The sequence below is a fragment of the Flavobacterium cheonhonense genome, assembly GCF_035671315.1.
Taxonomy (GTDB): domain Bacteria; phylum Bacteroidota; class Bacteroidia; order Flavobacteriales; family Flavobacteriaceae; genus Flavobacterium; species Flavobacterium cheonhonense.
This window is the reverse complement of record NZ_JAXAVY010000001.1, coordinates 1,290,054-1,305,818: the sequence shown is the minus strand read 5'-3', so window position 1 is coordinate 1,305,818 and position 15,765 is coordinate 1,290,054. Positions and strand designations below refer to the sequence as shown.

The following is a 15,765-nucleotide window of genomic DNA, read 5'->3' as shown; positions in this document are numbered from 1 at the left end:
TGTCAAAATCCCCAAGTCATGAAAAAACTAATACTATTAATCGGAATCTTATTCACAGCCATTGGGTTTTCACAACCCATAAATGTAAGTACCACTAACTACACGGTTCCACAATTGGTTAATGATGTTCTCATCAACACCTCTTGTGTTAATGCTACGAATATTACGTGGAGTACCGGAAGTAATTATGGTTCAACCAACGGAATTGGATTCTTCCAAAACACCAATCCTAACTTCCCTATGCAAAGCGGGGTTATATTAAGTACAGGAAATGTTGCCAACGCACCTGGACCTAACAATACACTACTTAGCGATGGTAGTCCGGCTTGGCCAGGCGATTCGGATTTAGAAAATACACTTGCTGCTGCTGGCGTTAGTTTGGTGTCTAAAAACGCTACTGTATTAGAATTTGATTTCGTTCCTAGTTCCTCTTTCTTTAGCTTTGATTTCATTTTTGCATCAGAGGAGTACGGAAACTTTCAATGTCAATTTTCTGATGCATTTGCTTTTTTATTAACTAATACTACAACAGGAGTTACTACAAACTTAGCCTTGGTACCAAATACCAATTTACCTATTTCTGTAGTAACCATCAGAGATTATTTATACAACTCTTCTTGTCCTTCTGCTAATGCACAGTTTTTCGGATCGTATAATGGAGGTTCTCAAGCCGCTTCATCAGCTATAAACTTTAACGGTCAAACAACTCTTATGACGGCAGCATCAACTTTAGTTCCGGGAGTTCAATACCACATCAAATTGGTTATAGCAGACCGTTTAGATCCACAATCGGATTCGGCTATCTTTATTTCCGCTAACAGCTTAAACATTGGTCAAGATGTTTTAGGACAGGATTTAACAATAGCTAATAATACTGCTTTATGTCATGGTTCTACTCATACTATCAATACAGGATTGAACGCATCAAATTTTACGTTTGAATGGAAAAAAGGCAACACTATTCTTACCAATGAGACAGGACCAAGCTTATTGATAAGCCAACCGGGAAACTATTCGGTGACTTACACCAATATTTTAAGTCCGTGTTTACCAACAACCAATAGCGTGGTGATTGAGTATTACCCTCAAATAAATGCACAAAACCCAACAAATCTTTACAGATGTGATACAGGTAATACCACTTATAACTATAACCTTGATCTTAATACTGCTGTTGTAAAAACCGGATTAAATGCTAACACCATTGTTACCTACCATCCTTCTCAACAAGATGCCGAAAACAACACTAACACATTGCCGCTTAATTACACTGGTACACCGGGACAAACTGTATTTGTGAGAATCCAAATGCCTAATACTAATTGTTACACCGTTAGATCATTTCAGTTACTAACATCTCCGGCACCAGTGGCTTATCAGGCTCCAAATATTACTGCTTGTGCCAGAAGATCAAATTCTGAAAGTGCTTCAATTAACTTGACTCAACAAATTCCAATAATATTAAACGGACAATCAACCACTGCGAACTCAGTGTCATTTTACACATCGCTAAATAATGCCAACAGCGGATCAAATCCAATGACCGGAAATCTAAGCAATATTTTACTTACCAGCACAACAATATATGTTAGAGTACAAAATGTTACTGACACATCTTGTTTTTCAATAACTAGCTTCACAATCACAATTTTACCATTACCAATTGTAGACGTATTACAACCTGTTGTGGTTTGTGATTCTTATACGCTACAACCACTAACTAATGGAAACTATTTCACACAAATGAATGGTCAGGGAACAATGTTGAATGCCGGAGATATAATTGATGAGACGACTACCATTTACATTTTCAATCAACCTAATGGCCCGGGCACATGTGGCAATAACAGTTCGTTTACCATTACTATTATTGATCCAAATTCAATCTCGCCAACAGATGTAACAAGTTGTGGAAGCTACACTCTAGCCCCAAGACAATACGGAAGTTATTTCACTCAACCCGGAGGATTGGGTTCTGAAATTCCGTCTGGAACTGTAATATCAACAACTCAAGTGATTTATTTTTATTTCAAGACAGATATAGCTCCATTTTGTGAAGTAAACACTGATTTTACAGTTACTATCATTCCTTCTGTGGAAGTAGGAACAAGAAATGACATATTCGAATGCACTTCTTATACTTTACCGGAATTAACTGTTGGGAAGTATTATACACAACCTGGAGGAAATGGTACAGAAATCCCTGCAGGAACTGTAATCACTTCTAATCAAACAGTATATGTTTATGCCACTAGTGGCGGTTCTTCGCCTTGTACAGATCAAGATAGCTTTAACATATTTATTGGTATCAACCAACCGGCAGATATCAGTCAGTGTAACGGCTATACTTTACCGGCTTTACCGATTGGGAATTACTTTACTGCACCAATGGGAGGCGGACAAATGATACCGGCTGGTACCGTAATCAACAACAATACTACTATTTATATTTTTGCACAAGTAAGCAGCGACAGTACTAACTGTACTGATAACTTATCGTTTAACATCAGTATTTCTCAACCTGAGGTTGATGAATTAGATGATGTAACGCTTTGTGAAACTTATACTTTACCGGAATTAACCAACGGAGATTACTATACCGGATCAGGGGGGACAGGAACAATGCTTAGTGCTGGAGATGTTATTACCACCTCACAAACTTTGTACATTTTCAAAAGATTAAACGCTGCTTGTTTTAATCAATCTAGCTTTGATATCACTATCAATCCGCTACCTTTAATTGATTCAAGATCCGACATCGATATTTGTGACCAATATGTATTAACACAATTACAAAATGGCAACTATTATACAGGTCCTAACGGAACCGGAACATTATTACCGGCCGGAAGTGTTATTACATCATCACAAAGAATTTACATTTTCGCTATTTCAAACACGACTCCTGCTTGTACTGCCGAAAACAGTTTTCAAGTTAATGTTTTCTCCACTACAGCTGACAGTTCCGCTAATGTAACAGCTTGTGACGCCTATACTTTACCTTCATTATCTGCTGACAACAATTATTACACCCAACCCGGAGGTCCTAATGGTAATGGAACTCAAATTAGTGTCGGAACAGTAATCACAACCTCACAAACAATTTATATCTATAAAGAATCGTTGATTCGTACATCATTCTCTTGTTCTGATGAAAACTCATTTACAGTAACTATCAACCAAACACCGGTTATCCCGGCAGTATTGGATGTGGCTGCATGTAATTCGTATACACTACGTCCGTTAATAGTTGGAAACTACTTTACAGGACCTAACGGAAGCGGAACTATGTTACAAGCGGGAGATGTTGTAACTACTAGTCAAACTATGTACATTTATGCTCACACAAATACAACACCGGATTGTTCAAGCGAAACTAGTTTCAATATAACTATTTTCAATGTTGATGATGCACCTAATGTAAGTATTTGTCACAGCTATACCTTACCGGCTTTGACTATTGGAAATTATTATACAGGACCCAATGCAACCGGAACGCAATTAACTGCCGGTGCTACAATTTTAGCAACACAAACAATTTATGTATATGCTATCTCTCCATATTTACCAAGATGTGCTGACGAGAGCTCGTTTACAGTAACAATCATAGATACTCCGGTAGCTAATCCAACTCCGGTAGCATTGAGAACCGTTTGTGATGAAGACGGAACCAATGATGGTGTAACCAGCTTTGACTTAACTACATTATCTGCTACTATATTAGGAACACAAACCGGAAATGAATTTACCATTGCCTACTATGAAACTGCAGCAGATGCAGCAAACCAAGTTAATGCAATAACCTCAACTACTTTAACCAATGTATTTGTTCGTGTTACTAATACTTTAACAGATAGCTGTTTTGATATCAAACCAATCAGTATCATTGTGAATCGCTTACCGGAACCATCACCGGTTGGAGGCATCATTTGTTTTGATTTAGATACACAAACCTTGCTAAACCCATACACCATGTACAGCGGATTTTCTTCAACTACCCATACTTTTGTTTGGGCTAATGAAGCCGGAGAAACTGTAGGTACTAATGCCAATTACACTGCCATTTTACCGGGAACTTATACCTTAGTGGCTACTAGTAGAGCTACAGGTTGTGCTTCTGAACCAGTGACCGTAGTGGTTACCCCTTCTGAGCCAGCTGAAATTACTTATACAGTAGATGACGAATTCCAAGACTTACAATCCATCACTGTGACTGCTACCGGAGAAGGTGACTACGAATACCAATTGGACAACGGAAACTTCCAAGACAGTCCAACATTTGAAGATGTAACTTCAGGTATGCACTTAATTACCGTAAGAGATAAAAACGGTTGTGGTATAGCTACTTTACCGGCAGTTGTTATCAACTATCCGAAATATTTCACTCCAAATGGAGACGGCTATCACGATAATTGGAACATCAGAGATTTAAGAGACCAACCAAGTGCAGTGGTAACCATTTACGACCGTTACGGAAAAGTACTGACTCAAATCAAACCTAACGGAAACGGTTGGGACGGAACTTACAACGGTAACATGATGCCTTCAGACGATTACTGGTTTAGTGTAACTTATACGGATGAAAATCAAGTAAATCAAGAATTCAGAGCGCACTTCGCCATGAAGCGCTAATCATAAAGCCCCCCTTACCTACTAAAAAACTCTCAAAATACTTTTGAGAGTTTTTTTTATTTCTATTGTAACAAATCGGTTTTTTAAGAGTCTACTTACTCGAATTAAATTAACAACTGTTGAAGTTTAGGGGAAACAAATTAGCTTCAACAAAAAATCATCAAACAAAAACGAAAATGAGACTTAAATTATTAGTACTGTTATTGGTAAGCAACTGCGCCTTTTTAACCGCACAAACCAATGGAAATCAGGGCGTAATTAACGGAAAGGTAATCGACAAAAACACCAAACAACCGGTTCCGTATGTGAACGTGGCTGTGATGGAAGACAACAAAATCGTCACCGGAGGCCTTACACAAGAAAACGGAAACTTTACCATCAAAGGATTGGCTTTGAAAAAATATACTATTGAAATTCAATTTATAGGCTATAAAAAAATCACTCAAGAGGTAACACTCTCTGAAAACAATAAAACAGCTAACTTAAATACTATTGCCATCGAAGAAGAGGCGGTTCAATTGGCCGGTGTAGAAATAGTGAAAGAACGTTCGACCATCGAACAAAAAATCGACCGAAAAGTGGTAAACGTGGGCAAAGACCTCATTGCTTCCGGGAACACTGCTTCGGAAATTTTGAATAATGTCCCAACCGTTAGTGTTGATCCACAAACCAAAGAACTGAGTTTAAGAGGCAATTCTAACGTAAGGGTTTTGATCGACGGGAAGCCATCCAACATCGATGCAGCTCAGTTGTTACAACAAATCCCGTCTTCCTCTATCAAACAAATCGAATTGATTACCAATCCTTCTGCCAAATACAATCCGGAAGGCATGAGCGGTATCATCAACATTATTTTACACAAAAACTCGCAAGAAGGTTTCAACGGAAGCATCAATTCGGGTGTTACCTTTGGCATCACTCCGAAAACCAATTCGGCTTTAAACCTGAACTATAAAGTAGGGAAAGTAAATTTCTACACTAACTATGGTTTGAACCACGGTAAAAATGCCAACGAAGGTTACATCAACAGTTACCGCCCTTTGTTTGAGAACAAACAAGAATTTGGTGGCGACAATCTCAACACTTCACACTTGGTAAAATTGGGTATGGATTATTACATCGATGAAAAAAACACCATTTCATTTTACACCAATCAAAACCTGGTAAACGGGAGTGGCGATGGATATACCAACATCAACTACGATAGTCTTTTACTGAGAGATTCTCAACAATTGTCTTATTCTGAAACAGACAATTACACCCAAACTTACGATTTGGCCTATAAACACGACTTTGCCAAAAAAGGCGAAACCTTAGATTTTCAAGCCAATTTTTCCAATACCGACAGTCCGGAAAACTCCGATTATATCTTCAATCAAGTCAATCCAAACTCAACGCGAGTGACTACCAATGATATTGAAAGAGATACCGATTACCTTCAAATCAATTTAGATTACGTGAACCCTTTATCGGAAACGGTTAAATTGGAAGTGGGTGCCGAAACCCGTATCCAAAAAATCACCAACAACTTCGACGAAACCATCAGCGAGCCTTCGGAAACCTATAACCGTGTTGGAAATTCCAACTTTGTTTTCACCCGAAACATTCATTCCTTCTATACCAATATCGGTAAGCAATGGAAAAAATGGAGCGTACAAGCCGGCGTTCGTTTAGAACAATATGAAATCGATGGCGATTTCGAAAATGTAGTGACTTCCACTACTCCATCAGAAAACATCAACGATCGAAGTAACATTGAAGATGATATTTTTGCGATTTATCCATCATTGTTTTTCAATTACAAAGCGTCTGACAAAGACTCGTTTAACTTTAACTTTTCGCGTCGTGTTGACCGACCAAGTATCGGACAAATCAGTCCTATCCGCGAATGGACTACACCTTTAGTAGAATCCAGAGGAAATCCGACCTTGGAACCGCAATTCACCAACTCGTTTGAGGTTAACTATACCCGTACCACCAAAATCGGTTCGGTAACGGCCGGTGTATTCTACCGTCAAATCAATGATGAAATCGGAAGAGTGATTTACAAAAACCCGGACAATGTGAACCAAGACATCATTTCTTATGACAACTTCGACGACAACAATACAGTTGGTACCGAAATCTCGGCTAATTTAAAACTAGCCACTTGGTGGTCTGTAAATGCAAGCAGCGATGCCTATTTCAGAACCGTGAAAGGAACTGTACAAAATGCGAATACGCAAGCACAAGAAAGAGCGGAAGCCGATGTAGTGGCCTTCAACATTCGTATGAATCACAACTTTGTAGCTACCAAAAAATTACGCTTCAACTTATTCGCCATGTACCGTGGCAGAGATCTAGGCTTACAGTTTGAAAGAGAGCCAATGTACCGCATGGATATCGGTTCTACTTACACCATTTTAAAAGGAAAAGGAAGTATTACAGCGCGTTTTAACGACGTATTTGAAACCATGAACTTTGCCTTCGATGGTAATATTCCGTACCGTCAGACCGGCGCTTTCTATTGGGAAAGTCAAACCTTTTATGTTGGATTCAACTATATGTTTGGCGGCGGCAAAAACAGTGCTATGCAACGCAAACAAAGAGATCAAAATGAAACCCAAGGCAGTGGTGGCCTTTTATAAACACCGCAAATAAATTATAGATTAGTTGTTACAAAAAAGCCAAACAAAAAATGTTTGGCTTTTTTTATAATTAAACTGAATTTCTTACCATTTAATAATAGCACTTGCCCAAGTAAAACCACTACCGAAAGCCGCTAACACTACCGTATCACCTTCTTTAATTTTACCTTGTTCCCAAGCTTCGGTCAATGCAATCGGAATAGATGCTGCCGTGGTATTCCCATACTTTTGAATATTATTGAAAACCTGATCATCCGTCAATTTAAACTTTTGCTGAATGAACTGTGAGATTCTCAAATTCGCCTGATGCGGAATCAACATATCTATATCTGACACCTGTAAATTATTGGCTTGCAAGCCTTCCATAATCACTTCGCTAAAACGAACAACGGCATTTTTAAACACAAATTGTCCGTTCATGTAAGGGAAATAACTCTCGTCATCCGGATTGTTTTCGGCAATGATATCGGTTACCCAACGCTTGCCCATACCCGGAGCAATCACAGTTAACTCTTCTGCATGTTGCCCTTCTGAATGCAAATGAGTGGATAAAATGCCTTTGGTCAAATCTTCCTCTCTGCTCAAAATAGCGGCTCCTGCTCCATCTCCAAAAATCACTGAAACACCTCTACCACGAGTAGTCATATCTAATCCTGTAGAATGCAACTCAGAACCGATAATCAAAATGTTTTTATACATACCGGTTTTAATGTACTGATCTGCCACAGAAAGCGCATATACAAATCCGGAACATTGATTTCTCACATCCAAAGCACCTACTGTACGCAAACCTAAATCGCGTTGCACTAAAACGCCGGGACCCGGAAAATAGTAATCCGGACTCAATGTAGCAAATATGACAAAGTCGATGTCGCTTTTATCAATTTTAGCTCTTTCTATGGCTACTTTGGCAGCTTTAACACCCATTGAAGTGGTGGTATCTTCACCTCTTATAACATGTCTTCTTTCTTGAATGCCGGTTCGCTCCTGAATCCATTCATCATTGGTATCCATTATTTTGGATAAATCATCATTGGTAACAACATTATCCGGAACGTAAAAACCTAAACCTGTGATTTTTGAGTGGTACATATCTTTCGTTATTTAATAAAATCAGAACCGCAAATTTAAGAATCTTATAATTCTAATTACCATTTTTAGATTCTAATTTAGATATCGACAAAAAAACTGCCAATACGAAAAGTTGTCCGTAGCGGTAACTTAAAAAAATGTTCCTATTTATTGTAACCGAAATACCGTAAATTCGACCTACTTTAAAACAATCATAAACTTTAAGCATATGAAATTACGCTTTACTTTTCTGTTCTTACTCGGATTAGGATTTTCAGCATTAGCCCAAGAGAACCTTACCTTTCAAAAACCCTCAGCCGAAATTTTAGCTTTAGCCGATTATGAGCGAGCACCGTCGGTAAGCATGGATTCTAAAAAAGAATACATGTTGCTTAGCTATCGCAATACCTATAAAACGCTGGACGATTTAAGTCAGGAAGAAATGCGTTTGGGCGGTTTGCGCATCAACCCTATTACCAATATTTCGAGTACGGTGACTTACGTTAACAACTTAAAGTTGAGAAAAGTCAGCGATAAAGTCGAAACACAAGTGGCAGGCTTACCGCAAAATGCCCGAATCACTAACATTTCTTGGTCGCAAAACGAGAAGAAAATCGGTTTCACCAATACCACCAATACCGGTGTAGAACTTTGGGTAATTGATGTAGCCACGGCAACCGCAAAAAAAATTACCGAAGCCAACCTCAACGCCAACTTAGGAAGTCCATACAGTTGGATGAAAGACAACGAAACGCTTTTGGTGAAAATGTTACCGAAAAACCGTCCGGCGCTAATAGACAGCAAAAAAGATTTACCGAAAGGACCAACGGTTTCCACCAGCGACGGTTCGAAATCACAAAACAGAACCTATCAGGATTTGTTGAAAAATAAAACCGACGAAGCCAATTTCGATGCCTTAGTAACTTCTGAATTATACAAAGTTTCCTTATCCGGAAAAACCGAATTATTCAAAGAAGCCGACATTTACGCCGGAGAAAGTTTCTCGCCTGACGGGACTTATTTGATGCTAACCACCATCCAAAAACCTTATTCCTACATTGTACCGCTAAGCCGTTTTCCACAAAAATCAGTAGTTTACGACTTGAACGGAAAAGAAATTAAAGTGGTCAACGAAGTGCCGTTAACAGAAGTAATGCCCAAAGGTTTTTCATCTGTTAGAAAAGGCAAAAGAAGTATGAATTGGAGAGCTGATAAACCGGCAACCCTTACTTATGTAGTAGCCTTAGACGAAGGTGATCAAGCGAAGAAAGTAGATTTTAGAGATGAAGTTTTCACTTGGGATGCGCCATTCAACGCCGAAGCCCAATCGGTTTTAAAAACACAACAACGTTTCAGCGGCATTATGTGGGGCAACGAAACTATCGCTATTGCATACGATGATTGGTACGATACCCGAAACCAAAAAGTGTATTTGTTCAATCCTTCTAATTCGAAACAAGCGCCTAAAGTAATTTGGGACCGAAATTCCCAAGACATTTACAGTGATCCGGGAAATTTTGAAACCAAAAAAAACCAATACAACCGTTATGTTTTGGCCATCGAAAATAACAATGCTTACTTAATTGGTGACGGATTTACCAAAGAAGGTCAGTTTCCTTTTATAGACGAATTCAATTTGACTACACTGAAAACGAAACGATTGTACACGTCTAAAATGAAAGACAAAAAAGAAGATTTACAGTCGATAGAAGATTTCAAAAAAGGCGATGTTTTGGTGCAAATCCAATCGAAAAACGACTTCCCGAATTATTACTTCCGCAACATCAAATCGGGTAAACTGACGCCGATTACCAGTTTCAAAAACCCGTTTGAAAGCATTAAAAATGTCTACAAAGAAGTAATTAAATACAAAAGAAAAGACGGCGTGGAATTGTCAGGAACGCTCTATTTACCTGCCGGTTACGACCGAACAAAAAAAACAGAAAAATTACCATTATTGATCTGGGCTTATCCTGAAGAATTCAAGGACAAAAACAGCGCCGGACAAAGCAACAAAAACCCTAATGAATTTACGTTCCCGAATTACGGTTCATTCATTTATTGGGTTACTAAAGGTTATGCCGTATTGGACGATGCTTCATTCCCTATCATAGGCGAAGGCAAAACCGAACCTAACGACACTTTTATGCCGCAGCTGATTGCCAATGCGGAAGCTGCCATTGATGCCGTGGATGGCTTAGGTTACATCAATCGTAAAAAAGTGGCGATTGGAGGCCATTCTTATGGCGCTTTTATGACGGCTAATTTATTGACGCATTCCAATTTATTTGCTTGCGGTATCGCCCGAAGCGGCGCTTACAACAGAACGCTGACTCCTTTTGGTTTCCAAAGCGAACAAAGAAATTATTGGGATGTTCCTGAAATTTACAACGGCATGTCGCCTTTCATGAACGCCGATAAAATGAAAACGCCTTTATTGTTGGTTCACGGCGATGCCGACAACAATCCGGGAACGTTTACCTTGCAATCGGAGCGTTATTTCCAAGCCTTGAAAAACTTAGGTGCGCCGGTAAGATTGGTTTTATTGCCTAAGGAAAGTCACGGCTACGCTGCCAAAGACAATATTTTACACCTGCTTTGGGAACAAGACCAATTCTTGGAAAAATATTTGAAAAACTAAACCGTTAACCCTATTTACTGAAAACCTCAAGGTGAAAGCTTTGAGGTTTTTTTGTAACTACACATTCTCAGTTTTTTTGAAAAAAAATCATTATTTATTGTTTATCAATAAATTTTTATTATTTTTGACTCGTAATTCAAAATCTAAAAAAATGGAAATCAGAATCACTACCAAAATGATGCTTCAAATTTTACATGTATTGTCATGGATAATTTTTATCGGTTTATGCGTTGAAGCCGGCAGTTTTTTGTTCAATGCTATATTCACTGTAGCTTTCAATCCGTTAGCTGCCGATTATTTCAAGCTTACGGAACTGTACCAATACGACTACGGTTTTTTCTTAACCCAACTCTGTTTAGGATTTATAGTGGCCGTTTTGAAAGCCTTATTATTCTTCTTAATTGTCAAAATATTACACGATAAAAAACTGGATTTTTCTAAACCTTTCAGTCAAGCACTTGTTAAGTTTGTTTCTAACTTGGCCTATCTGACAATTTTCATTAGTTTTTTCTCCAATTGGGGCGCTAATTACGCCAAATGGTTAGCCTCTAAAGGCATTAATATGCCGGACATCGCTGATTTAAAATTAGACGGAGCCGATATTTGGCTATTTATGGGCGTCGTCCTTTTAGTCATTGCCCAAATCTTCAAAAAAGGAGTAGAAATACAAACCGAAAACGAACTAACCATCTAAGTTATGGCGATAATTGTTAATGTAGATGTCATGATGGCCAAACGAAAAATGTCGTTGAACGAGCTGTCGGAGAAAGTCGATTTAACCCTATCGAATCTTTCTATTTTAAAAACCGGCAAAGCCAAAGCCATTCGGTTCAGTACGCTCGAAGCCATTTGCAAAGCTTTGGATTGTCAACCGGGCGATATTTTAGAATATGTAGCCGAAGAAAAATAAAGCGTATTTTAAGAAGTAATCGCCAGATAAACAACAGTTCCCGACGGAAACAAATCCGTACTATCGAAGAAGATTTTCTGTCCATCGATTTCAGCTTCCACCAAATAATGACTGCCTTTATAGTAGCAATGGGCAACTGTAGCCGGTAAATCCGATTGGGAAACCACATGTAATTGGTGCGGATAAACATAGCGCTTGCTGCCATTGAATTCAATTTCATTCACATCACCAAAAAGTGAGGCGATGTATTTACTAGTTGGATTTCGATATAAATTTTCAGGCGAATCGGAAGCGATAATCTGCCCGTTCTGCATCACCAGAACTTCATCGCCAAACGATAACACATCAGAACTATCGTGTGTGGCAACTATAGTAGTAATTTGTTTTGCTCTCAGATAAGCAAATAATTTTCGACGCAAACTGTTCTTTCTGAAATTATCAATATGGCTGAACGGTTCGTCTAACAACAATACTTCGGGTTCCAAAGCCAAAACACGAGCCAAAGCCACACGTTGCATTTGACCACCGCTTAAATATTTGGCTTTCGTAGTAGCAAATTCGGTCATTTCGACAATCTCTAACAATTCGGCTATACGAGCTTGTTTGGCATCGGCATAAATGTTCGACAAGTATTTCCCAACGTTTTCTGCTACGGTGATAAAAGGCATTAAATCAAAATCTTGTGCCAAGTATTTCATGTATTCCATCCCGGGAATTAAATGGTATTTTGGTCCGAGCACTTCATTATCGTTCCAAAATATTCGCCCTTCATCCAAGTCATACAAACCATAAACGAGTTTGAGCAAGGTACTTTTCCCGCAACCGCTTTCGCCTATAATGGCAAGATTTTTACCTTTCTCCAACTGAAAAGAAAGATTGCTGATGGTGGTTTGGTCTAAATAGGCAAAGGAAATGTTTTGGACTTGTAGCATGTTGATTTTCTGAAAGGCAAACTTACGAACTTTATTAAAAAGATAAGAGCGACAAAACTCAAACGTGGAGCGTCGCTCTTATCAACCTAACCAATAAATAAACAATTTTTAATGCGGTAAATATTTTTCAAACGACTTAGTGTCGATGCGTGCTTTTAAATCGTGTAACAAATTGTACAAGCCGAAAAAGGTTCGGTTGATGTACAAGAAATGCTTAGAACCTCTATTGCCGTTCATCTTTCGGAGTTGGGTATCTTTAGAAAACTCTTCTCCCATTTGGGCAATTTTCCCAAAGAAATCCTCGTCCGAGAAATCGAACGCATCTCCGTGAAACGGCTGCGTGAACAAGCTTAATAAGTCGTAGAATATTTTGGTAAAATAATCAATTTCTTTTGGGCTGTCGTCGTGGCGCAATATTTCGAGCTCGTATAATTTTTCATTGAACAACTTCGGATTATTGATGACTTCCGGTTTCGCCAATTCGAAATACGGAACATAAAATTCTTCCGGTACGTGTTTGATGCAACCAAAATCTATCGCCACCAATCGGCCTTCGGCATCAATCAGGAAATTCCCGGGATGCGGATCGGCGTGTACTTGCTTCAAATGGTGCATTTGGTACATATAAAAATCCCATAACGCTTGCCCTATTTTGTCGCCTTTGGCTCGATCTTCATTATGTGAAGCAAACTCCGACAAATGCTCACCTTGAATCCATTCCATCGTTAAAATCTTCTCCGAAGAATATTCAGGATAGTATTTCGGGAAACGCAAATTATCAATTTGACCACACCATTCGGACACTTCCAGACTTTGCTTTAATTCTAACACATAATCGGTTTCTTCCAATAATTTGTCTTCCACTTCTTTGAAATACTTATCGGAATCTTTCCCTTTGATGTTAAACATTCTGATGGCAAACGGTTTGACCAAAGCCAAATCAGAACTTATACTTTCCGCCACTCCGGGATATTGGATTTTCACAGCAAAATTTTTCCCATCCTTGGTTGCTTTGTGTACCTGACCGATACTCGCGGCGTTCATGGCGTCCGGAGTGAAGGAATCATATAAGTCTTCAGGGTATTTCCCTAAATATTTTTTGAATGTTTTACGAACCAAGGGCGCAGACAAGGGCGGCACCGAAAACTGCGACAATGAAAACTTTTCTACATAAGCCTGTGGCATGATGCTTTTATCCATACTCAGCATTTGAGCCACTTTCAAAGCACTGCCTTTGAGGTTTTTTAAGCCATCGTAAATGTCTTCGGCGTTGTTTTCGTTCAGCTTGTCTCGGGTTAAAGACGGATTGACCATTTTTTCGCCATAATAGGCTACATAATTGGTTCCGACTTTAAGTCCGGTTTTAACTAACTGTCCTGCCCGCTCAATCTTTCCGGTTGGAATTTTATCTAAGGTTTTCATTTATTGCATTTTTTCTTTCCAAAGAAACTTGCCCAAATCGAACAAACTTTCCAAGGGTTTGGTATTTAATAAATCGACTACCGTGTTTACCGATTTTTCAATCAACACATCCGTCTTTTCAAAACCTTTCGATGTATCGTCCATCCAAAATTTCAATAAGAATAAGAACTGTAGCCATGCGCCTTCAGCGTAAACAGGTTCGGTTACTCTCGCCACTTTCCCGAATGACTCTGAAGGCTCTGACTTAACTTTATCTACGATATATTTTTTAAAATGGTTTCGGAATTCCTTCAATTGTTTCAAATTCTTCAACCCTTCATGGTTTTCTTTTAGTGCATACATCACATAACTTCGGTTCAAGGTTAAAATTTCAAAGAGCGTGAAGTATAGAGTGAGTAATTTATTTTTATCTGTGTAGCTTTCAAAAGCTGCTTCTTTTTCAATAGTTGCCACGGCATTCTCAAAAAACTTCACCCAAATGTCCTGCTTAACCGCCTCTAATGAACCGAAGAAAGCATAAAAATCACTTTCCTCTATATTGTTATTCTTGCAGAAGATATAAGCATTTTTTGGTGCTTCATTGTTTTCCAATACTTCATTCATGTACAACGAAATGATGGCATTGTCATCTACTGTATTCTTTTTTGATTTTGTTTTTTTTGCTGTGGCCATGGTATTCATTTTTAGAACAGTGTAAATTTAATAACGTTTAACTATTTTTAAAAATTATTAAACAAAAAGTTTTGTTAAATGTTGTTCAAAAAAATTGAAATCAAAAGAAAAGCGCTCCTTTTTGAGGAACGCTTTTGACTATTCAGAAACTCAGAAAAACTATTTTCCGGCTTCTCTTTGCGCGTCTTGAACCATTTTTTCGTTGGCAGTGATGGCAAATTCCACACGACGGTTTTTGCTTCTACCATCCGGTGTATCGTTAGTAGCAATCGGATCAGCGATTCCTAAACCGGAAGTCACAAATCGTGAACTTGCCAAGCCTTTTCCAACCAAATATGCCTTAACAGAAGCGGCTCTTTGCTCCGACAATGTCAAGTTATACTCCGGAGTTCCGGTGCTATCCGTATAACCGTAAATTTGAATATTAGTATCCGGATACTGATTGAAAACCGGCACCAATTTATCCAAGTTGGCTTTAGCTGCTGCCGTTAAAGTAGATTTATTGGTGTCGAAACGCACCGCATTTTCTCCTAACACCAAACGAATTCCTTCGCCTACTCTTTCTACTTGAGCGCCCGGTAATGCAGTTTCAATTTCACGGGCTTGTTTGTCCATTTTAGTTCCGATTACACCACCGGCAACACCACCAATAACGCCGCCTAACACAGCACCTAAAGCACCATTTCCGCCTTTACCGATGTTATTCCCTAAAATTCCTCCTAAAACCGCACCACCAACGGCACCGATAGCCACGCCGCGTTGTTGGTTACTCGTATTTTTTACAGTTTCACAACCGGTAAAAACCGTTGATACCATCAATACTGTTCCTAAAATAATAGCTGTTATCTTTCTCATCTT

10 protein-coding genes are annotated in these 15,765 nt (G+C 38.8%); 5 read left to right on the top strand and 5 right to left on the bottom strand.

Going from position 1 to position 15,765, the window contains the following annotated elements; genetic code table 11:
* Window positions 1–18: 18 nt before the first annotated feature.
* Together SK086_RS05680 and SK086_RS05675 are read left to right on the top strand one after the other, a co-directional pair.
* Window positions 19–4,632, top strand: coding sequence for a T9SS type B sorting domain-containing protein (locus SK086_RS05680; protein WP_324690379.1), 4,614 nt, complete (start codon window positions 19–21; stop codon window positions 4,630–4,632).
* 176 nt (window positions 4,633–4,808) lie between these two features.
* A complete protein-coding gene (locus SK086_RS05675) occupies window positions 4,809–7,259 on the top strand; it encodes an outer membrane beta-barrel family protein (RefSeq protein ID WP_290873171.1) in 2,451 nt (816 codons plus the stop codon).
* Window positions 7,260–7,343: 84 nt separating this feature from the next.
* Here the strand turns inward: SK086_RS05675 and SK086_RS05670 are convergent, their stop codons facing one another.
* Complete coding sequence (locus SK086_RS05670) at window positions 7,344–8,351, bottom strand: 3-oxoacyl-ACP synthase III family protein (RefSeq protein WP_324690378.1); 1,008 nt, start codon at window positions 8,349–8,351, stop codon at window positions 7,344–7,346.
* 208 nt (window positions 8,352–8,559) lie between these two features.
* On the opposite strand from SK086_RS05670, the gene SK086_RS05665 reads away from it, so the two are divergent.
* The 3 genes from SK086_RS05665 (at window position 8,560) to SK086_RS05655 (ending at window position 11,881) form a co-directional block, all read left to right on the top strand.
* Complete coding sequence (locus SK086_RS05665) at window positions 8,560–10,971, top strand: prolyl oligopeptidase family serine peptidase (protein WP_324690377.1); 2,412 nt, start codon at window positions 8,560–8,562, stop codon at window positions 10,969–10,971.
* A gap of 151 nt (window positions 10,972–11,122) precedes the next feature.
* On the top strand, window positions 11,123–11,665 hold the full coding sequence (locus SK086_RS05660; RefSeq protein ID WP_324690376.1) for a DUF2975 domain-containing protein: 543 nt from the start codon (window positions 11,123–11,125) through the stop codon (window positions 11,663–11,665).
* Window positions 11,666–11,668: 3 nt separating this feature from the next.
* Window positions 11,669–11,881 (top strand): helix-turn-helix domain-containing protein, encoded by a 213-nt coding sequence (locus tag SK086_RS05655; RefSeq protein ID WP_324690375.1) that lies wholly within the window; start codon window positions 11,669–11,671, stop codon window positions 11,879–11,881.
* Between the two features lie 8 nt (window positions 11,882–11,889).
* Here SK086_RS05655 and SK086_RS05650 read toward each other — a convergent pair whose 3' ends face one another.
* The 4 genes from SK086_RS05650 to SK086_RS05635 form a co-directional block, all read right to left on the bottom strand.
* On the bottom strand, window positions 11,890–12,813 hold the full coding sequence (locus SK086_RS05650; RefSeq protein ID WP_324690374.1) for an ABC transporter ATP-binding protein: 924 nt from the start codon (window positions 12,811–12,813) through the stop codon (window positions 11,890–11,892).
* Window positions 12,814–12,921: 108 nt separating this feature from the next.
* On the bottom strand, window positions 12,922–14,235 hold the full coding sequence (locus SK086_RS05645) for an ABC1 kinase family protein (RefSeq protein ID WP_324690372.1): 1,314 nt from the start codon (window positions 14,233–14,235) through the stop codon (window positions 12,922–12,924).
* A complete protein-coding gene (locus tag SK086_RS05640) occupies window positions 14,236–14,907 on the bottom strand; it encodes a TetR family transcriptional regulator C-terminal domain-containing protein (protein WP_324690371.1) in 672 nt (223 codons plus the stop codon).
* 159 nt (window positions 14,908–15,066) lie between these two features.
* Window positions 15,067–15,762, bottom strand: coding sequence for an OmpA family protein (locus SK086_RS05635; RefSeq protein WP_290873146.1), 696 nt, complete (start codon window positions 15,760–15,762; stop codon window positions 15,067–15,069).
* Window positions 15,763–15,765: the final 3 nt, after the last annotated feature.